We start from the raw sequence: 18,942 nt of genomic DNA, 5'->3' as shown, positions 1-18,942 counted from the left end.
GGGTGAAGGCACTTCGTCGGTTCACTGTCCGTGCCCATTTGCCGGAGCGGCTCGCCGCGCTGGGTGAGTTGTCGACCAACCTGCGGTGGTCGTGGCACGGCCCGACGCAGGATCTGTTCGCCGAGCTCGACCCCGAGTTGTGGCGAACCGTCGGTCAGGACCCGGTACGGATGCTGGGTGAGGTCCCTGCCGAGCGGCTCGACGAGCTCGCCGCCGACCCGGCCTACCGCGCGCGCGTCGACGCGGCCGCCGCGGGTCTGCGGGACTACCTGACACGGCCGCGCTGGTTCCAGGAGCAGACCGGCACCGACATCGCCGGGATCGCCTATTTCTCGATGGAGTTCGGTGTCACCGAGGTGCTGCCGAACTACTCCGGCGGCCTCGGCATCCTCGCCGGTGATCATCTCAAGGCCGCCTCGGACCTCGGGCTGCCGCTGATCGGCGTCGGGCTGCTGTACCGCTCGGGGTATTTCCGGCAATCGCTGTCGGCCGACGGCTGGCAGATGGAGCACTACCCGGCGCTCGATCCGCAGGGCCTGCCGCTGCGCCTGCTCACCAGCGACGGTTCGCCGGTGCTCATCCACGTCGGCATGTCCGAGGGGCGGGTACTGCGGGCACGGGTGTGGATCGCGCAGGTGGGGCGGATTCCGTTGCTGCTGCTCGATTCCGATATCGCCGAGAACGACCCCGAACTGCGGGCCGTCACCGACCGGCTCTACGGCGGCGACCAGGATCACCGCATCAAGCAGGAGATCCTGGCGGGTATCGGCGGCGTGCGCGCGGTGCGCGCCTACACCCGCGCCAACGACCTGCCCGATCCCGATGTCTTCCACATGAACGAGGGCCACGCGGGTTTCCTCGGCGTCGAGCGCATGCGTGAATTCATCGCGGGTGGACTGGATTTCGAGACCGCGCTCGCCGCGGTGCGGGCGGGAACCGTTTTCACCACGCACACCCCGGTGCCCGCGGGCATCGACCGTTTCCCGATGCCGTTGGTGCGCAGGTACTTCGGCGGCTCACACGGCGAGTCCGAATCCGCGCTGCTGCCGGGGCTTTCCGTGGACCGGATCCTCGCGTTCGGGCGCGAGGGCGATCCCTCGGTGTTCAACATGGCGCACATGGGTCTGCGCATGGCCCAGCGCGCCAACGGGGTATCGAAACTGCACGGCGAGGTCAGCCGGGAGATGTTCGCGGCGCTGTGGCCCGGATTCGACGCGGCCGAGGTGCCGATCGGCTCGGTCACCAACGGCGTGCACGCCCCGACCTGGGCCGCGCGCGAATGGATCGACAAGGCCCGCGAACTCGTCGGGCCCGAACTGGTCGAGGAGGCGCGGGGCTGGGAGAAGCTCAGCGACGTCGACCTCGGTGAGCTGTGGTCGACGCGAAACACGTTGCGCGGCGTCCTGATCGACGAAGTGCGGCGCAGGCTGCGCGATTCCTGGCGACAGCGCGGCGCCGCCGACGCCGAACTCGGCTGGATCGACGACGTCTTCGATCCGAACGTGCTCACCATCGGTTTCGCCCGCCGCGTCCCCACCTACAAGCGGCTCACCCTCATGCTGCGCGACCCCGAACGCCTGCGCGCGCTGCTGCTCGACCCCGAACGGCCGGTGCAGCTGGTGGTGGCGGGCAAGAGCCACCCCGCCGACGACGGTGGCAAGGCCCTGATCCAGCAGGTGGTGCGGTTCGCCGACGATCCCGAGGTGCGTCATCGCATCGTCTTCCTGCCCGACTACGACATGTCGATGGCCCGCTACCTGTACTGGGGTTGCGATGTGTGGCTGAACAATCCGCTGCGCCCGCTCGAGGCGTGCGGTACCTCGGGGATGAAGTCCGCGCTCAACGGCGGCCTCAACCTGTCCATCCGCGACGGCTGGTGGGACGAGATGTTCGACGGCGAGAACGGCTGGGCCATCCCCACCGCCGACGGTGTCCGCGACGAATCGCGCCGCGACGATCTCGAGGCCTCGGCGCTCTACGAACTCGTCGAACGCACTGTGGCGCCGCGCTTCTACGACCGCGACGCCGGCGATGTGCCGGTCCGCTGGACCGAGATGGTGCGCCACACCCTGCAGACCACCAGCCCGAAGGTCCTGGCTTCGCGGATGGTGCGCGACTACGCCGAGCAGTACTACGGACCGGCGGCCGCCGCGTTCGGCCGGGCCGCCGCCGACAAGTTCGCGGGTGCCGCGGCGGTCGCCGAGTACCGCAGGCGCGTCGACGCCGCGTGGCCGTCGGTGCGGATCGCGCAGGTCGACAGCTCGGGCCTGCCCGACACCCCGGTGATCGGCGCGGATCTGTCACTGCACGCGCGCGTCGACCTCGGCGGGCTCGCGCCGTCGGATGTGGTGGTGCAGGCGATACTCGGCCGGGTCTCGCCGACCGACGACCTCTCCGACACGACCACGATCGAGATGCGCCACATCGGCGCCGACGAGGGCAGCGAGCTGTATTCGATCCAGGCTCCGGTCCCGCTGTCGGGTGCTGTCGGGTACACGGTCCGTGTGCTTCCCCACAACGCGCTGCTCGCGTCCGACGCCGAACTGGGCTTGGTGGCCGTCGCGGGCGCGTAACCGTACACGGTGACACAGGCGCCGGGTTATTCGATTCAGTGAACTTTCCGCTACCGTTCCTGGGTCGATCATTGAGGAGAGTCATGGCCAGCGACGTCCTAACCCGTGCCCGAGGGCGCATCGACGGATACTTCGGTATCTCGTCGAGTGGGTCCACTTTCAAGCGCGAGGCGATGGCGGGCACGATCACGTTCCTGGCGATGTCGTATGTGCTGGCGGTGAACCCGTCGATCCTCGGTGACGAAGGCGCCCTCGGCGACAAGGGCATTCCGATGCAGGCGGTCTTCACGGCCACCGCCGTCGCCGCCGTCTTCGGCACGCTGGTCATGGGCCTGTGGGCGAAGTACCCGATCGCGCTCGCGCCGGGCATGGGTCTCAACGCGTTCTTCGCGTACACCGTGGTGCTCAGCATGGGTATCCCGTGGCAGGTAGCGCTCTCGGGCACCTTGCTCTCGGGCATCATCTTCTTCGTTCTGGCGGTCACGAAGGTCCGGGAACGGATCCTCAACGCGATCCCGCTGCAGATGAAGTTCGCGGTCGGCGCGGGTATCGGCTTGTTCGTGGCGTTCCTCGGTCTGAAGAACGCGGGCATCGTCGTCAACAGTGACGCGACGCTGGTGACCCTCGGCGATTTCACCAAGGGCACCACCCTGCTCGCCCTGTTCGGGCTGATCGTGACCGTGGTCTTCCTGGTGATCGGCTGGCACGGCGCGGTGCTGTACGGCATCGTCGCGACCACGGTCCTCGGCATGGTGACCGGTCTGGTCGGCGTGCCGGACGGTATCGCCGAGATGCCGAAGGGCCTGGATCAGACCTTCGGTCAGGCGATCATCCATCTGCCCGACGCGTTCACCGGCCAGATGATCGTGGTCGTGCTCACCATGCTGTTCGTCGATTTCTTCGATGCCTCGGGCACCCTGATCGGCGTCGCCAACCAGGCCGGTCTGCTGAACAAGGACGGCACGCTGCCACGCGCGGCGAGCGCGATGGCCGCGGACTCGGTGGGTACCACCGCGGGCGCGATCATCGGTACCTCCACCACCACCGCGTATGTCGAATCGACGGCGGGTGTGTCGGCGGGTGGCCGAACGGGGCTCACGGCGGTGACCACCGCCGGCTGGTTCCTGATCGCGATGTTCTGCTATCCGATCTTCTCGGTGGTCGCCGGATCGGCCGAGATCACCTCGGCCGCGCTGATCGTGGTCGGCATCCTGATGGCGCGTTCGCTCGGCGACATCGACTGGCAGAACCTCGAGTACTCGGTGCCCGCGTTCATCACCGTCATCATGATGCCGTTGACGTACTCGATCGCGAACGGTCTGGCGATGGGCATGATCTTCTACCCGATCGTGATGGTCGCCAAGGGTCGCATCAAGGATGTGCACCCGGCCATGTGGGCGCTGATGGTGCTGTTTCTCGCGTACTTCTTCTTCTTGGTCGAGTAGACGTTGCGGCCATAGGTGTGTCTATACTCAGGCTAGCCTAGGCTTGCCTAACTAGAGGAGATCCACCCATGAAGCGTTCGCTCGTTGCCGCGTCGATGGCGTTTGCCACCATCTTCGCGCCGGTTACCGCCGCTGTTGTCGCCACCGCCCCCGTCGCGATCGCCGCACCGGCCACGCCCTCGGTCGGCGAGCTGTACGGCAAGCTGCAGGCGGCCATGAACGGTTCGTCGGCCGAGCTCGAGTCGGGCAACGGCGGCAGCCTCGCGGTCGTGCGCGACACCGTCAACCGGATCCCCGGCTACAGCTGGGATGTCTCCGGCCCGGTCACCGTGGACGGCGACACTCTGTCGGCCACTCTGAACAGCCGCCTCGGCGATTACGCCTTCCCGATCCCCGTGACCTGGAAGAACATCGGCGGCATGTGGAAGCTGTCGCAGGAGTCCGAGGAGACCCTGGTCGGCTACGCCACCATGGCGTGGTGATCTGAGGAATTGCGAGCAGGGCCGCCCCGATGGGGCGGCCCTTTTCGATCGATTGTGACTGGTGTCACAGAATTGCCCGGAACGGCGTGAAATAGTGGTACCGGACCCAGGGTTGTGATCGAGGAAGGCAATCGGACCGCGGTCCGATTGCGGGGATGTTTCCGATTCGCAGACGAGGACACGATGACCGACACCGCTACCCGCCTGACTCCTACCGCCACCACCGACGAAACCACCGCCGCAGGCATCGGCCTGCTGGTGCTGCGCGTCGGCTTCGGTGGACTGATGGCCGCCTACGGAACCCAGAAGTTGTTCGGCTGGTTCAACGGACCAGGCTGGCGTGCCAATGCCGACGGCTTCACCGCCATGGGCTACAACCCCGGCGAACTCTTCGGCACCCTGGCGGGGCTCGCCGAACTGGTCGGTGGGCTGCTGCTGGTGCTCGGGCTGTTCACGCCGCTGGCCGCCGCCATCGTGCTCGGAACGATGATCAACGCCATCAACGTGCTGTGGAGCGGCGGGCTCTTCCCGGCGGATCCGTCGGTACCGGGGTTCACGACGCCGCTGCTGTTCGCGCTGGCCGCCGCGGCGTTGGCGTTCACCGGACCGGGGCGTTTCTCGCTCGATGCCGGGCGGCCGTGGCAGCGACAGGGTGTGGTGTGGGGCGGTGGGGCCGTGGTGCTCGCTGTCGTGGCCGCGGTGGTGACGTTGATCTTCAAGGCTGTGCTCTGATCTGACGCAGCACGCTGATCGTCGAGAGGCGGCGCGGTGACCGGGGTTCGGTTGCCGCGCCGCCTCGAGCTGATTCGTCATCGCCCGTACGTCCGTGGTTCCACGGAGCACGCGCGGGGAGTCGGTGGCAGCGATTAACCTCGTGGCGGCGCCTGTACACAGCGGCGCCACGCATTGTCCGCGGATGGAAGAGGAGAGCTGCGATGAAGGCTTACGACCTGGGTTTCGGAGACTCGGCGGACAAACTGGCCGAGACGCCCGAGGGTGATCCGCTGGTGCTCGACGCGCCGGTGCGCTCCGGCTGGATCGGCAGTGAGGGACCGGCCATCGATCCGGCGACGTGGCCGCGCGGACCTGTCACCGGCCTGCCGATGATGCACGCGCTCACCCTGCGCCTGCCTACCGATTTCCAGCGTCGCGGACCCGGGTTCCCCGCCATCGCGCTCTTCCAGGGCGAGGGGCAGTTCGCCGGAACCGACGCGGTCGAGGCCGACGCCTCGTCGGACGATCCCCTTGCCCGCGATCTCGTGTCCACCCGCCTGCACCCGAAGTTGCAGATCATGCACGACGAGATCGGCGGCGCCTTCGCGCTGATCTGGCTCACCGACAAGGAATTCGCCGGCGGCCCCGTCGCCCCGCCCGCCGATGTTCGCAAGCCGGGTTCCCCGACCGCGAGCGATGAGGGCTGTAATGCGTGGGACGACGTGCACCCCACCGTCGGCGTCTGGCTCGCCGAGCGCATCGCCGACCCGAACGTGGGCGTTCCCCCGGTCGAATACGAGCCGAACACCAAGTACCAGGACCCGCTCACCGAGGATTCCGGCTGGACCACGTGGGCCGAGCCGCTCTTCGGCCGCTCCCACCTCGGCGGCACCGCCTTCCCCGTGCAGGCGCTGCCCGAGGGGTTGACCCCGTACTACCTGGAGATCGAGGAGATCTCCGGGATGAACTTCGGCGGCGGCAACGCCCAGCTCGATCTGGAGTCGGGCGTTTTCGATTGGTCCTGCGGGTAGTTCAGTTCATCATCGCCGGGCGGTCGTCGTCGGGGTGTGGGGCGGCGACGGCCCGGGTTTCGGGTGAAAGCTGTTCGGGGACAGCGAGATCGATGGCGGGCTCGATGGGGGCCGGGGGAAGTTTGCGGGCGCGGAGGCGCAGGGCGATGCCCGCGAGGGTGATCAGATAGATGATCACGTAGATGTTCATCAGGACCTGGGGCAGCGGCCACCACGGGGGGAGCAGGAAGGTGCCGACGCTCACCCAGGTGGGGGTGTAGGTGTAGGTCCAGGCGGCGATGGACAGGTAGAGCGCGGCCGCGGCGAGCCACCACGGCGCGCGGGTCTGAGCGCGGTGGATCAGGTAGACCAGCAGCGGAACGAACCACACCCAGTGGTGACCCCACGAATACGGGGAGACCGCGCAGGCGGTGAGGCCGCCGAGGGTGACCGAGAGCAGGGGTTCGCCCCGGCGGACCAGGACGGCGGCCAGCCACAGCGCGACCAGCGCGATCGGCACGGCGATCAACAGCCACAACCACACCGGCGCGGGGCCGTGGGTGAGGTGGGCGATGGCACCGCGCAGGGACTGGTTGGCGGGGTGGACATCCGGGGCGATGCGACCGGAATGGAAGAACGTCGACGTCCAGTATTGATACGAGTCGCTCGGCAGGGTCAGCGCGGTCAGACCGATCGACGCGAGGAAGGTGAGAGCACCGGTCGCGGCCGCGCGCCACTGGCGTTGCGCCGGATACTGGGCGATGAAATACAGCGGAGTCAGCTTGATACCCGCGGCGATACCGACGCCGATGCCGCGCAACCTGCTGTTCTCGGCGCGGGAGAAATCCCACAGCACCACCAGCATCAGCACCAGATTGATCTGCCCGTAGTACAGCGTGGTACGCACCGGTTCGGCGAAGGTGCAGGCCAGGGTGAGCAGTGCGCTGACGGCGGCCAGCCCGGGGGTGGTGCGGTAGCCGAGCATCCGGAAGCTCTGCAGCACAACCCCGAACAGCACCAGCAGGTTGAGCACCATCCAGGTCGTGGTGACGTGCGCCCACGGCACCAGCAGTAGCGGCAGGAAGACCACGGCCGAGAACGGCGTGTAGGTGTAGAGCAGGCCATAGTGCGTCGGCTCGATGTAGAGCGCCCGTTCGTGCACGACCCGCCAGCCGCCGTCGCGGTAGATGTGCACGTCGAGACCACCGACGAGAATCCCGCCGCTGTCCATCCACGGATCCATGGTGGTGAACAGCAGCGTCACGCCTAAGGCGGCGGTACCGAGTAGCAGAAGAAGCGTCAGGGTCGTGCGCGGGAGTGCCACGCCTCGAGATCTCTCCGCCACGGCCGTACTACCGGCCGGCCCACATCGTATGCACGACTAAGAACCTACCGCGCCGGGTCGACGGCGCTCGGCGGCGGACCGACTTCGGTAGGAAAACGACATGAAAGCGGGTACGGCTGGCGGCGAACCGTTCTCGGCGTGCACGTTGCGGGCCGCCGCACCCGCCCGCACTCGCCCATCAGGCCGCCGGACGCAACGTCAGCATGGTGTCGGCGCCGTGGTGGAACTCATACCCGGTCTTTTGCAGGCAGGTGGCGATGCCCTTGTCGTGGAGTTCGGTACGCAGGTGGTCGATGAGGTCGTCGAGTGGGGCGCCGGTGTAGTCGAGCAGCGGGTAGACGCGGGTTTCGACGGTGGCGACGCGCGCCAGTTCGAGCAGGGCGGCCAGGTGGAAGTCGGCGTCGAGCCGGTCGGCGTAGCTGAACAGCAGGTGCGAGCTCAGGGCCAGGTCGAACGCGTCGTCGGGACACGGGAGTGAGGGTAACGAGCCGGCCAGATAGCGGTGGGGCGCGGCGCGCACGTCGTCGGCGAAGCGGGCGGCGGCGCCGCGGCGGATCGCGGCGTGTTCTGTCGTGGAGCCGTACCAGTCCCAGCGGTAGCGGTCGGCGTGGGAGTGTGCCCAGGCCACGGCGCGTTCGGTTTCGGGGGTCGCGCGGGCGGCCAATTCGGTCGGTGGGGTGGCGTAGATGGGATCGATCGCGGTGACTTCGGCACCCATGGCGCTTGCCTCGGCCGCGAAACTTGCTGCGCCACCGGGGCAATCGAGGACACGGCGCCCAGCCAGATCATCGTCGGAGAGATGGAACATCGCGCGGTACTCGGCCAAAGATCTTGCGCTGACCAGAAATTCGCCGAGTACCTCGCCATCGGCGTGGTGCATCATCACCACACGTTCTCACGTCTTGCGTTCGCACGCTCGCTGATTCACGAGTGTGGTCACCTCGATTGCAAGACTCGACCTGCAAGCGTCGGCTTCGCTCAGGCGGAGTCGGTGAGCCGGCGCAGCGCCTTGGCAACCACCTCGGGATCGCTGGTCTCCCAGTACGGCGGCAGCGAAGCGCGCAGGTAGCTGCCGTAGCGGGCGGTGGCGAGGCGGGAGTCGAGGATCGCGACCACGCCGCGGTCGTCGACGCTGCGCAGCAACCTGCCGGTGCCCTGGGCCAGCAGCAAGGCGGCGTGATTGGCGGCCACCGTCATGAAACCGTTGCCGCCGCGCGACTCCACCGCGCGCTGGCGCGCGGTGAGCAGCGGGTCGTCGGGCCGGGGGAACGGAATGCGGTCCAGGATAACGAGACTCAGCGACGGGCCGGGCACGTCGACGCCCTGCCAGAGGGTGAGGGTGCCGAACAATGAGGTGGCCGGGTCGTCGGCGAACTTGCGCACCAGCGCGCCCATCGAATCGTCACCCTGGCACAGCACCGGGGTGTCGAGCCGCTCGCGCAGCGCCTCGGTGGCGGCCTTGGCGGCGCGCATCGAGGAGAACAGGCCGAGTGTACGGCCACCGGCGGCGGTGATGAGCTGTTCGATCTCGTCGAGATAGGCGGGCGAGAGGCCGTCGCGGCCCGGGGCGGGCAGGTGTTTGGCCACGTAGAGGATGCCGGACTTGGCGTGGTCGAACGGTGAACCCACGTCGAGGGCGTTCCAGCGCACCGATTCCAGGTCGGCGGGTGCGGTGGCGCCGTTGGCCATGGCCGCATCGACCTTGCCGCGTGACTGCGACGGCAGGCCCCAGGTGATCGCGAGCCCGTCGAACGAGCCGCCGATCTGCAGGGTGGCCGAGGTGAGTACGACTGTCGCGGTGCCGAACAGCCTGCTGCGCAGCAGGCCGCCGACCGAAAGCGGCGCCATCCGCAAGGTGCGGCGGGCGACGCCGCGCATCTCGTCGGCCGACAACCAGATGACATCGCGACGGGCGGCCGGGTCGGCTTCCTCGAACGCGGTGAGCGCGCGGACCGCGGCGTCGTGCACGTCGTCGATGGCGGCCACGGCCATGGTGCGGGCGGCGGCGTTGTCGGGGTCGTCCTGGGTTTTGACGGTGCCCTGCGGTGCGATGGCGGTGCGCGCGTTCCAGGCGGAATCGCGAACCAGGGCGAGCACCGGGGCGATGCCGTCGGGCATCTGGTCCCAGCGGCCGGGCGGCAGATCCTCCAGTGCCTGGTGGAAGGCCTCCGCGGCGCCCTCCAGGCGGTCTACCTCGCGTTCGTCGATCAGCTTGGTGCAGCGGCGGGCGGCCGCGCTGATCGCGGTCGCGGCCAGTTCGGCGGTGGCGACGCCGGTGACACGGTCGACCAGTTCGTGCGCCTCGTCGATCACCACCACATCGTGTTCGGGCAGGATCTGGATGCCGCTGATGGCGTCGATGGCCAGCAGCGCGTGGTTGGTGACCACCACATCGGCCTGGGCCGATTCCGCACGGGCCTTCTCGGCGAAACAGTCCTGGCCGAACTGGCAGCGGGACTTGCCGAGGCATTCGCGCGAGCCCACGCTCACCTGGCGCCACGCGCGGTCGGTGACGCCGGGGGCGAGTTCGTCACGGTCGCCGGTCTCGGTGTCGGAGGCCCATTCGTTGAGGCGCTGGACTTCGCGGCCGAGGCGGGAGATGGCGAAGGCGTCGAACAGCTCGGCCTCGCCGCCGGTGTCTTCAGGGATCACGCTGTTGATCTTGTTCAGGCAGAGATAGTTGTTGCGGCCCTTGAGGATCGCGAACTTGGGTGCGCGGCCGAGCGGCTTGGTGAGTGCCTCGGCCAGGCGCGGCAGATCGCGGTCGACGAGCTGGCGTTGCAGCGCGATCGTGGCGGTGGAGACCACCACCGTGCGACCGGTACGGACCGCGTGCCGCAGGCTCGGGATGAGATAGGCCAGCGACTTTCCGGTGCCGGTGCCCGCCTGGACGGCCAGGTGCTCCTTGGTGTCGATCGCGTGGTCGACGGCGGTGGCCATGGTGGTCTGCCCGGTGCGTTCCTTGCCACCGAGGGCATGCACGGCGGTGACGAGCAGGTCGGCGACGGGAGGGAGTTCGGGCACGCTGGCAGCTTATCCGCACCCTCGGACAGGTTTGCCCGAGCGATGGCGAGCCCGGTCAGGACTCGCGGACGAAGTCGTCGATGTGATCGCGGACGTAGTCGAGGACTCGCTGTTCGAAATCCTCGGGTTCGTTGATGTCGTAGATCTCGTCGGGGTCTTCGGCGCGGTCGCCGGTGGGGCGGCGGATCTGGTCGGGGGTGGCGAGGGTCTGGTGTTCGTCTTCCCAGAAGCGGTCGAGGTCGTCGTTCGGGGAGCTGAGGGAGGCGTCGCGGGCGGCGATGATGGCCGCGGCGGCCAGTTGCGGCATGCCTGCTGCGCGTAAACCTCTTGTGGCCCAAGGGAGTTCGCTGCGGCGGGTTTTCAGGTAGCTCGAGAAGCCCGCGTCGAGAACGCTCGTGTGCAGGCTCGACAGGGCCAGCAGGTGGGAGAAGGCCGGGGGGATTTTGCCGAACGCGGCGATGCCGAGGCGCTGGAGGTCGTCGGTGGCCGGGTTCGACCAGAAGACGGTGTCGGCGGCGTCGTGGATGCTGTCGGTCTCGGCGAGTGCCTTCGTCAGGGCGGATCGGGTGTGCGCCGGGAATCGATAGTCCATGGGGGAAGTATTCAGGGACGCAGCCCGACGCCCGCATCGCGGAGGGTGGTCAGGGCGGTCTCGGTGGTTTCGGGGGCGACGCCCGCGGTGAGATCGAGCAGGACGGTGGTGTCGAATCCGGCCTCGGCAGCGTCCAGTGCGGTGGCCCGAACACAGTGGTCGGTGGCGATGCCGACCACGTCCACGGCGTCGATGCCGCGGGCTCGGAGCCAATCGGTGAGGGAGGTGCCGTCCGCCGCCGCGCCTTCGAAGCCGGAGTAGGCGGCGGTGTACTCGCCCTTGGAGAACGTTTCCTGGATGGGCGAGACATCGAGCGCGGGATGGAAATCGGCGCCGGGGGTGCCCACTCGGCAGTGCGGCGGCCAGGAGTCGACGTAGTCGGGTTCGGTGGAGAAGTGGGCGCCGGGGTCGATGTGCCAGTCGCGGGTGGCGACGACCGCATCGTACTGCTCACCGGCGACGAAGTCGGTGATCGCGGCCGCTACCGCCGCGCCGCCGGCTACCGCGAGGGAGCCGCCCTCGCAGAAATCGTTCTGTACGTCCACGATGATCAGACCGCGTCCCATGTCATCCTCCAGCTCGTTCGACCGCACCATTCTCCGCCGCGCGACGCCGCGCGGCCACCCCGGCGCGGTGGCCGACCGGGTGCCGGTGCGGTCGAGAGTCGTCGGTACGTCGGCGTGCCGCGACGCTCAGCCGAGGAACGTTGTCGGCACGGCGGGCTCGCCCGCCGAGAGCTTCAGCCCTTCCCACGGCAGGCTCACCAACCCGCGTGCGACCAGTTCGCGACTCTGCGCCAGCGTCGCCACACCGTCGACCACCTTGCCCTCGCGAACCAGCGGCACCTGCAGTTCCCGCACCTGAAAACCGTTGGTGGCCGGAGCTTCTCCGCCTTCGGGATAGACGATCTCCTCGACGATCGTGCCGGTGGCGCGGGCCAATCGCACCGCCTTCTTGGTCCCGCCGCGCGACTGCTTGTGACTGGACCGCTTGGCCACCGCGATGCCGTCGACCTCGACCAACTTGTAGACCATGCCCGCGGTCGGGGCACCCGAACCGACGACCACCGACGTGCCGACGCCGTACACGTCGACCGGTTCGGCACGCAGCGCCGCGATCGCGTACTCGTCCAGGTCGCCGGAGACCACGATGCGCGTGCCGGTGGCGCCGAGTTCGTCGAGCTGGTCGCGGACCTGCCTGGCGAGGACGCCGAGGTCGCCGGAGTCGATGCGCACACCGCCCAGCTCGGGCCCGGCCACCTCGATGGCGGTGGCGACACCCCGGGTGATGTCGAAGGTGTCGACCAGCAGCGTGGTGCCGATGCCGAGCGTGTCGATCTGGCTGCGGAACGCCGCGGCTTCGTGTTCGCCGTCGGCGCCGCTGTGCAGCAGCGTGAAGGCGTGCGCGCTGGTGCCCGCGCCGGGCACGCCGAAGCTGCGCACGGCCTCGAGATTGGAGGTCGCGTCGAATCCGGCCAGGTAGGCGGCGCGCGAGCTCGACGGCGCGGCGAGCTCGTGGGTGCGCCGCGATCCCATCTCGATCATCCGGCGGCCCGCGGCCGCGCTCACCATCCGGGCGGCCGACGAGGCGATGGCGCTGTCGTGATTGAAGATCGACAGCGCGAGGGTCTCGAGCAGCACGCATTCGGCGAAACTGCCGCGCACGGTCAGGATCGGTGAACCGGGGAAGTACAGCTCGCCTTCGGCGTAGCCGTCGATATCGCCGGTGAAGCGATACTCGCGCAACCAGTCGACGGTGGCCGGGTCGAGGAACTTCGCGACCACGGCCAGCTCTTGCGGGCCGAAGCGGAAGCGGGTCAGCGCGTCGAGCAGACGGCCGGTGCCGGCGACGACGCCGTAGCGGCGCCCGTTCGGCAACCGCCGGGCGAACACCTCGAAGGTGCACTGTCGCTGAGCCGAACCGTCGGCCAGCGCCGCGGCCAGCATGGTCAGCTCGTACTGGTCGGTCAGCAGCGCGCTGCCGGCGAACTCGTCACGGATCTGCACACCAGAAACTCTAGTCACCGCGGGTGTTGTTTCCTGCGGGCCTCGTCGTACCCTGGTTTTTATGGCCGTGTGCAATAACGTTCGGGCCGGCGCCGTCACCGACGCTGTGAACGCCGCACTGTCGGCACCGCAGGCGACACCGGAGACCACCGAATACACCGAGATCCTGGAGGCCGAGGACCGGCCCTGGGTCACCGTGGTCTGGGACGATCCGGTGAACCTCATGCACTACGTCACCTACATCTTCCAGAAGCTGTTCGGCTACAGCAAAGCCAAGGCGACCGAGTTGATGATGCAGGTGCACAACGAGGGCAAGGCGGTGGTGTCCTCGGGATCGCGCGACAAGATGGAGCAGGACGTGCGCCGGCTGCACGCCGCCGGGCTCTGGGCAACCATGCAGCGCGACTGACGACCTGAGTAACCTGGGCCTGTGCGTAAGTGGAGCAGGAAGAACTCACTGAGTGGCCTCAAGCTTCGATCCGAAATGGACGAGCACGAGGCCACCGTCCTTCGCTCTCTGATCGGCGCGGTGTCCGGACTGCTCAGTGACCGCGCAGCCGACGCCCCCGAAGACGAACTCGCCGCGCTCACCGGCTTGCGCACGGGCAGCTCCACCCCGCCCGACGATCCGCAACTGCTGCGTCTGCTGCCCGATTTCCACCGCGCCGAGCCCGGTTCTCCCGATGCCACGCGCGCCGATCTCAACAGCGCGCTGCGCAGCCTGCACGAGCCGGAGATCATCGACGCGAAACTGGCCGCCGGGCAGACCGTCCTCGACAGCTGCCCGGAAGTGGGCGGCAAGATCGCGCTCACGCCCGAGCAGGCCGACGCGTGGCTGGCCGCGCTCACCGATGTCCGGCTCGCGCTGGGCACCCTGCTCGACATCGACGACGACACGCCCGACCATTTCGATCCGGAAGACCCGCGCGCCCCGCATCTGGACGTCTACCACTGGCTCACCTGGATGCAGGATTCACTACTGCAAGCGCTCGCGCCGTGAGCGCGACGACCGGAATCGCCGACGAAGGACGAGATGATGCGCAGCGGCCCCGGAGTACGCAACTCGATCACTGATGTCGCCGGGGTGCTGGTCGGGCATCACCAGGCGCTCGACGCCGAGGTCACCCTCGGCACCGGCGCCGCGACGGGCTGCACGGTCGTGCGGGTCCCCGGCGGCGCGACGGCCTCGGTCGACGTCCGCGGCGGCGGACCCGGCACCAGGGAAACCGACCTGCTCGACCCGGCCAACACCGTTCGCCAACTGAATGCCGTGCTCCTCACCGGAGGTAGCGCGTACGGCCTCGCCGCCGCGGACGGGGTGATGCGCTGGTCGGAGGAACACCGCGAGGGCATTCCGATGGACCCGGCCGACCCGAGTCGGGTGGTCCCGATCGTGCCCGGCGCGGTGATCTTCGATCTGCCGGTCGGGGACTGGGGTATCCGGCCCGGCGCGGACTTCGGTTATCGCGCGGCCGCGGCGGCGTCGACCGAGTTCGCCAGGGGCACCGCGGGCGCCGGTGTCGGTGCGCGGGCGGGCGCGATCAAGGGCGGAATCGGTTCGGCGAGTGTGGTTCTCGCGGACGGCCCCGGGGCCGGGGTGACCGTCGGCGCGGTGATCGTGGCCAATCCCGTCGGGTCGGTCGTCGATCCGCGCACCGGGTTGCCGTGGGGCGTCGGCACCGACGGACCCGACTTCTTCGGGTTGCGGCACGCGACAGCGGACGAGATCGCCGCACTTGCCGCGCTCCCCGCGAAGAGCATGGTGCTCAACACCACGATCGGTGTGATCGCCACCGATGCCGCCCTCGACCCAGCCGGCTGCCGACGGCTGGCCGCGACCGGGCACGACGGACTCGCCCGGGCGATCCGGCCCGTGCATTCCCCGCTCGACGGCGACACCCTGTTCGCGCTGTCCACCGGCGCGATCGAGGTCGCCCCGCTCGCGCTGCCGCCCGCTTTCCCCACCGACCTGCTGCTGCTCGACCAGTTGTGTACGGCCGCGGCGGTGGTCGTCGAGCGCGCCGTCGTCGACGCGGTGCTCGCCGCGACCTCGATCGCCGGGATCCCCGCCTACTACGATCTGTTTCCGCGCTGATCGGCGGCCTCGCGCAAGGTCACCCACTGTCGGTGGTGCGGCTGCCCGGTGGCCGCAACTGCCTGCTGACCAGCCCTTCGGCGACTTGCCGCGCCTGCGGTGACGACCCGGCCGGGACCGGAGTGCATACCCCGCGGAATACCCGAATAGGGTGGGTCGTTGTCGGGGAAGGTGCTCGACAGCGCGCACGCAGGATGTGGAAAGGGTCGATGAAGTGCTGGTGATCAGGGCCGATCTCGTTGACGCGATGGTGGCGCACGCTCGCGCCGACCACCCGGACGAGGCCTGCGGCATCATCGCCGGCCCCGAGGGCAGCGACCGGCCGGAACGCTTCGTCGCGATGGTCAACGCCGAACGCTCGCCCACCTTCTACCGGTTCGATTCCGGTGAACAGCTGCGCGTGTGGCGCGCGATGGACGACGCCGACGAAGTGCCGGTCGTGATCTATCACTCGCATACCGCCACCGAGGCCTACCCGAGCCGCACCGACATCTCCTACGCCGCCGAACCGGACGCGCACTATGTGCTGGTCTCCACGCGCGACCCGCAGGAGCACGAACTGCGCAGCTACCGCATCGTCGACGGCGAGGTCACCGAAGAACCGGTGCGCATCGTCGATTCCTACTGAACCGTCCGAGAACAGTCACCACCCCCGAGGAGCCCCCATGCCGGTAACCGTGTCCATTCCGACCATCATGCGTGGTATCACCGGAGGTGAGAAGCGGGTGCAGGGCGAGGGCTCGACGCTGTCCGCGCTCATCGCCGATCTCGACGCGAATCACCCCGGGCTGGCCGAGAAGCTGCTGTCGGACGGCAAGCTGAACCGCTACGTCAACATCTACGTCGACGACGAGGACGTGCGCTTCTCCGGTGGGCTGGAAGCCGAGGTGCCCGCGGGCGCGTCGGTCACCATCCTGCCCGCCGTGGCCGGCGGCGCCTGACCCCGTGGCCCGCTACGAATCGCTGATCGCGACGCTCGGCAATACGCCGCTCGTCGGATTGCAGACACTGTCGCCCCAGTGGGACGGCGACGATCATGTGCGGCTGTGGGCCAAGCTCGAGGACCGCAATCCCACGGGCTCGATCAAGGACCGGCCCGCGCTGCGGATGATCGAACAGGCCGAGGCCGACGGGCTGCTCACCCCCGGCTGCACGATTCTGGAGCCGACCAGCGGCAACACCGGGATCTCGCTGGCCATGGCGGCCAAGCTCAAGGGTTACCGGATCGTGTGCGTGATGCCGGAGAACACCTCGGTGGAGCGGCGGCAACTGCTCACGATGTTCGGCGCCGAGATCATCGACTCGCCCGCGGCGGGCGGATCCAATCAAGCGGTGGCGATGGCCAAGCAGATCGCGGCGGAGAATCCGGATTGGGTGATGCTGTACCAGTACGGCAACCCGGCCAACGCGCTCGCGCACTACGAGAACACCGGGCCGGAACTGCTGGCCGACCTGCCGGAGATCACCCATTTCGTCGCGGGACTCGGCACGACCGGGACGTTGATGGGCACCGGCCGGTTCCTGCGTGAAAACGTGCCCGGTATCGAGATCGTGGCCGCCGAACCCCGCTACGGCGAGCTGGTCTACGGCCTGCGCAACATCGACGAGGGATTCATCCCCGAGCTCTACGACGAGAAGGTGCTCACCACCCGGTTCTCGGTGGGCCCGTACGACGCGGTGAAACGGACTCGCGAACTGGTCGGCGAGGAGGGAATCTTCGCCGGGATCTCCACCGGGGCGATCCTGCACGCCGCGCTCGGCATCGCCAAGAAGGCGCAGAAGGCCGGGAAACGGGCCGATATCGCGTTCGTGGTCGCCGACGGCGGCTGGAAGTATCTGTCCACCGGGGCATACGACGGCACGCTGGACGAAGCCGAGGAGAAGCTGGACGGGCAACTCTGGGCCTGACGCGATGTGACCCGGCTTCGGTACGCTCTGGTCAACGGGCTGTTCGACGGTCCCTTGCCGGAGTGGAGGCGATGTCGGTGAGCGGTGGGGTGGGTGCCTCGTTCGATCCTGATCGGATCTCGGGGCTGCGTGGCAACGCGAGTTCGGGCATCGGCGCGTCGCGAGGCGGTTCGTGGATTCGGGCCGCGGTGGTGATTCTGGGCTTCGTGGGGGCGCTGTACGTGATCGAGGGCGTCGACATGGTGCTCTCCTACGATTCGCCACCCGGATCGGTCGGCGAACTCGACTCGGCGGGAATCGAGCCGCGCGAGGTATCCGGGCTCGACGGGATTCTGTGGGCCCCGCTGTTGCACGGCGGGTGGGACCATCTGTTCGCCAACACGCTGCCGTTGCTCGTGCTGGGTTTCCTCGTGCTGCTCTCCGGGATCGGGCGGGGGATCGCGGCCACGGCGATCATCTGGGTGATCGCGGGCGTCGGTACCTGGCTCACGGGGTCGGCGGGAAGTGTGCACGTGGGAGCGTCGTCGATCGTGTTCGGCTGGCTGACGTACCTGATCTGCCGCGGGTGGTTCACGCGCAATGTGGGCCAGATCGTGGTGGGACTGGTGATCCTCGTGTTCTACGGCTCGATGCTGTGGGGCGTGCTGCCGAGCGACCCTCGAATTTCTTGGCAGGGGCATCTTTTCGGGGCGGTGGGTGGAGTGCTCGCGGGCTGGGTACTCTCGTCAGATGAACGTCGACGCCGCCGTGGAGCATCGGTCGGCCGCGCACTACCAACGCGGTAACCGGGGATCCGGTCTGGAAATTGGGGGGATCCTGCATTGAGCACCAGCACGTCGTGGCAGCATGGGGGTATGCGCCTTACCGTCCTCGGGTGCTCGGGCAGCGTGTCCGGCCCGGACTCCCCAGCGTCGGGCTACCTGCTGACGGGCCCTGATATGCGGCCGACTGTCATCGACTTCGGCCCCGGTATTTTCGGCGCGCTGCAGAAGCACATGAACCCGGCCGATGTCGATATCTTCCTCACCCACCTGCACGCGGATCACTGCTTGGATCTGCCCGCACTGCTGGTGTGGCGTCGCTACCACCCGAATCCGCCGACCGGGAAGGCGCTGGTCCGCGGGCCGTCCGATTCCGCGCTGCGGATCGGCAATGCGTCCGCCGAGATCGGCGGCGAGACCGACGACTGGTCCGATGTGATCGACTCGCAGGCGTGGGTCGAGAACACGCCGATTCCGTTCGGGCCCGGTCATACGGTGGAAGCTCGGCGGATGTTCCACCCGCCGGAGTCCTATGGGCTGCGGATCACCGCGGGCGACGGCCGGGTCTTCGTCTACACCGGTGATACGGCGATGTGCGATGCGGTGGTCGACTTGGCGCAGGGTGCGGATGTGCTGATGGCCGAGGCGTCGTGGACTCATGATCCGGCGAATCGTCCTCCGGGGATTCATCTTTCGGGGACCGAGGCGGGCGAGATCGCCACCCGCTCGGGGGCCAAGGAATTGTTGCTCACTCACATTCCGCCGTGGACTTCGCGTGAAGATGTGATCGCGGAGGCCAAGGCGGCTTTCTCGGGGCCGGTGCACGCGGTGTCGCCGGGGGAGACGTTCGACCTTTAGGGCGGGATTCGGAGTTCGGTAGTCCCGGGACTGTTTGACGCTGTGTTTTTGGCGCGCTGGCGCGCGCGTGTCCGCGGCCCTGAGGGGCCGCCGGTTAGGCGCCGCGGAATCGCTCCTTCGTCGCATCTC

Annotated in this window: 19 protein-coding genes; 13 read left to right on the top strand and 6 right to left on the bottom strand. The window is 68.4% G+C overall.

Going from position 1 to position 18,942, the window contains the following annotated elements:
* Positions 1–2 precede the first annotated feature (2 nt).
* The 5 genes from glgP to ACWFRF_RS33935 all read left to right on the top strand — a co-directional run bounded on the left by glgP (position 3) and on the right by ACWFRF_RS33935 (position 6,245).
* Positions 3–2,573 (top strand): alpha-glucan family phosphorylase, encoded by a 2,571-nt coding sequence (gene glgP, locus ACWFRF_RS33955; RefSeq protein WP_452454214.1) that lies wholly within the window; start codon positions 3–5, stop codon positions 2,571–2,573.
* An 83-nt stretch (positions 2,574–2,656) separates the two neighbouring features.
* Positions 2,657–4,018, top strand: a complete 1,362-nt coding sequence (locus ACWFRF_RS33950) for an NCS2 family permease (RefSeq protein ID WP_378996704.1) — start codon at positions 2,657–2,659, stop codon at positions 4,016–4,018.
* A gap of 68 nt (positions 4,019–4,086) precedes the next feature.
* Entirely contained in the window at positions 4,087–4,500 is a 414-nt protein-coding gene (locus ACWFRF_RS33945) for a hypothetical protein (RefSeq protein ID WP_452454212.1), read from the top strand.
* A 183-nt stretch (positions 4,501–4,683) separates the two neighbouring features.
* Complete coding sequence (locus tag ACWFRF_RS33940; RefSeq protein WP_452454210.1) at positions 4,684–5,232, top strand: DoxX family protein; 549 nt, start codon at positions 4,684–4,686, stop codon at positions 5,230–5,232.
* A 203-nt stretch (positions 5,233–5,435) separates the two neighbouring features.
* Positions 5,436–6,245: a hypothetical protein gene (locus ACWFRF_RS33935; protein ID WP_378996708.1), complete on the top strand. Its 810-nt coding sequence runs from the start codon at positions 5,436–5,438 to the stop codon at positions 6,243–6,245.
* A 1-nt stretch (position 6,246) separates the two neighbouring features.
* Here the strand turns inward: ACWFRF_RS33935 and ACWFRF_RS33930 are convergent, their stop codons facing one another.
* The 6 genes from ACWFRF_RS33930 to ACWFRF_RS33905 all read right to left on the bottom strand — a co-directional run bounded on the left by ACWFRF_RS33930 (position 6,247) and on the right by ACWFRF_RS33905 (position 13,191).
* Positions 6,247–7,488, bottom strand: coding sequence for a glycosyltransferase 87 family protein (locus ACWFRF_RS33930; RefSeq protein WP_452454207.1), 1,242 nt, complete (start codon positions 7,486–7,488; stop codon positions 6,247–6,249).
* Positions 7,489–7,747: 259 nt separating this feature from the next.
* Complete coding sequence (locus tag ACWFRF_RS33925) at positions 7,748–8,452, bottom strand: hypothetical protein (protein ID WP_379314614.1); 705 nt, start codon at positions 8,450–8,452, stop codon at positions 7,748–7,750.
* 95 nt (positions 8,453–8,547) lie between these two features.
* Positions 8,548–10,593, bottom strand: coding sequence for an ATP-dependent DNA helicase (locus tag ACWFRF_RS33920; RefSeq protein ID WP_379314615.1), 2,046 nt, complete (start codon positions 10,591–10,593; stop codon positions 8,548–8,550).
* 55 nt (positions 10,594–10,648) lie between these two features.
* On the bottom strand, positions 10,649–11,185 hold the full coding sequence (locus ACWFRF_RS33915; RefSeq protein WP_452454205.1) for a DMP19 family protein: 537 nt from the start codon (positions 11,183–11,185) through the stop codon (positions 10,649–10,651).
* 11 nt (positions 11,186–11,196) lie between these two features.
* Positions 11,197–11,751, bottom strand: a complete 555-nt coding sequence (locus ACWFRF_RS33910) for an isochorismatase family protein (RefSeq protein WP_378996718.1) — start codon at positions 11,749–11,751, stop codon at positions 11,197–11,199.
* Positions 11,752–11,877: 126 nt separating this feature from the next.
* On the bottom strand, positions 11,878–13,191 hold the full coding sequence (locus ACWFRF_RS33905) for a nicotinate phosphoribosyltransferase (protein ID WP_449972405.1): 1,314 nt from the start codon (positions 13,189–13,191) through the stop codon (positions 11,878–11,880).
* A 61-nt stretch (positions 13,192–13,252) separates the two neighbouring features.
* On the opposite strand from ACWFRF_RS33905, the gene clpS reads away from it, so the two are divergent.
* From clpS to ACWFRF_RS33865, 8 genes are all read left to right on the top strand, one after another.
* Entirely contained in the window at positions 13,253–13,600 is a 348-nt protein-coding gene (gene clpS / locus ACWFRF_RS33900) for an ATP-dependent Clp protease adapter ClpS (RefSeq protein ID WP_101464172.1), read from the top strand.
* Positions 13,601–13,621: 21 nt separating this feature from the next.
* Positions 13,622–14,191, top strand: a complete 570-nt coding sequence (aosR, locus tag ACWFRF_RS33895; RefSeq protein WP_378996723.1) for an oxidative stress transcriptional regulator AosR — start codon at positions 13,622–13,624, stop codon at positions 14,189–14,191.
* Positions 14,192–14,224: 33 nt separating this feature from the next.
* Entirely contained in the window at positions 14,225–15,286 is a 1,062-nt protein-coding gene (locus ACWFRF_RS33890) for a P1 family peptidase (protein WP_452454202.1), read from the top strand.
* A 214-nt stretch (positions 15,287–15,500) separates the two neighbouring features.
* Positions 15,501–15,914, top strand: coding sequence for a M67 family metallopeptidase (locus tag ACWFRF_RS33885; RefSeq protein ID WP_358071628.1), 414 nt, complete (start codon positions 15,501–15,503; stop codon positions 15,912–15,914).
* Between the two features lie 37 nt (positions 15,915–15,951).
* A complete protein-coding gene (locus ACWFRF_RS33880; RefSeq protein WP_101464168.1) occupies positions 15,952–16,227 on the top strand; it encodes a MoaD/ThiS family protein in 276 nt (91 codons plus the stop codon).
* Between the two features lie 4 nt (positions 16,228–16,231).
* On the top strand, positions 16,232–17,194 hold the full coding sequence (locus ACWFRF_RS33875; RefSeq protein ID WP_378996727.1) for a PLP-dependent cysteine synthase family protein: 963 nt from the start codon (positions 16,232–16,234) through the stop codon (positions 17,192–17,194).
* Positions 17,195–17,265: 71 nt separating this feature from the next.
* On the top strand, positions 17,266–17,979 hold the full coding sequence (locus tag ACWFRF_RS33870) for a rhomboid family intramembrane serine protease (RefSeq protein ID WP_378996729.1): 714 nt from the start codon (positions 17,266–17,268) through the stop codon (positions 17,977–17,979).
* A gap of 69 nt (positions 17,980–18,048) precedes the next feature.
* Positions 18,049–18,813 carry a cyclic nucleotide-degrading phosphodiesterase gene (locus ACWFRF_RS33865; protein WP_452454198.1) on the top strand — a complete coding sequence of 255 codons (765 nt, stop codon included), beginning with the start codon at positions 18,049–18,051 and terminating at the stop codon, positions 18,811–18,813.
* The last annotated feature ends 129 nt before the right edge of the window (positions 18,814–18,942 follow it).

This window comes from Nocardia sp. NPDC055165 (assembly GCF_053606985.1).
This window is presented reverse-complemented; position numbering and strand designations above follow the sequence as displayed.

Excerpts from the sequence above, each read along its gene's own strand:
- ACWFRF_RS33950 (WP_378996704.1), top strand. The coding sequence starts at position 2,657 with ATGGCCAGCGACGTCCTAACCCGTGCCCGAGGGCGCATCGACGGATAC.
- ACWFRF_RS33945 (WP_452454212.1), top strand. The coding sequence starts at position 4,087 with ATGAAGCGTTCGCTCGTTGCCGCGTCGATGGCGTTTGCCACCATCTTC.
- ACWFRF_RS33940 (WP_452454210.1), top strand. The coding sequence starts at position 4,684 with ATGACCGACACCGCTACCCGCCTGACTCCTACCGCCACCACCGACGAA.
- ACWFRF_RS33935 (WP_378996708.1), top strand. The coding sequence starts at position 5,436 with ATGAAGGCTTACGACCTGGGTTTCGGAGACTCGGCGGACAAACTGGCC.
- ACWFRF_RS33925 (WP_379314614.1), bottom strand. The coding sequence starts at position 8,452 with ATGATGCACCACGCCGATGGCGAGGTACTCGGCGAATTTCTGGTCAGC.
- ACWFRF_RS33915 (WP_452454205.1), bottom strand. The coding sequence starts at position 11,185 with ATGGACTATCGATTCCCGGCGCACACCCGATCCGCCCTGACGAAGGCA.
- ACWFRF_RS33910 (WP_378996718.1), bottom strand. The coding sequence starts at position 11,751 with ATGGGACGCGGTCTGATCATCGTGGACGTACAGAACGATTTCTGCGAG.
- clpS (WP_101464172.1), top strand. The coding sequence starts at position 13,253 with ATGGCCGTGTGCAATAACGTTCGGGCCGGCGCCGTCACCGACGCTGTG.
- ACWFRF_RS33890 (WP_452454202.1), top strand. The coding sequence starts at position 14,225 with ATGATGCGCAGCGGCCCCGGAGTACGCAACTCGATCACTGATGTCGCC.
- ACWFRF_RS33880 (WP_101464168.1), top strand. The coding sequence starts at position 15,952 with ATGCCGGTAACCGTGTCCATTCCGACCATCATGCGTGGTATCACCGGA.
- ACWFRF_RS33870 (WP_378996729.1), top strand. The coding sequence starts at position 17,266 with ATGTCGGTGAGCGGTGGGGTGGGTGCCTCGTTCGATCCTGATCGGATC.
- ACWFRF_RS33865 (WP_452454198.1), top strand. The coding sequence starts at position 18,049 with ATGCGCCTTACCGTCCTCGGGTGCTCGGGCAGCGTGTCCGGCCCGGAC.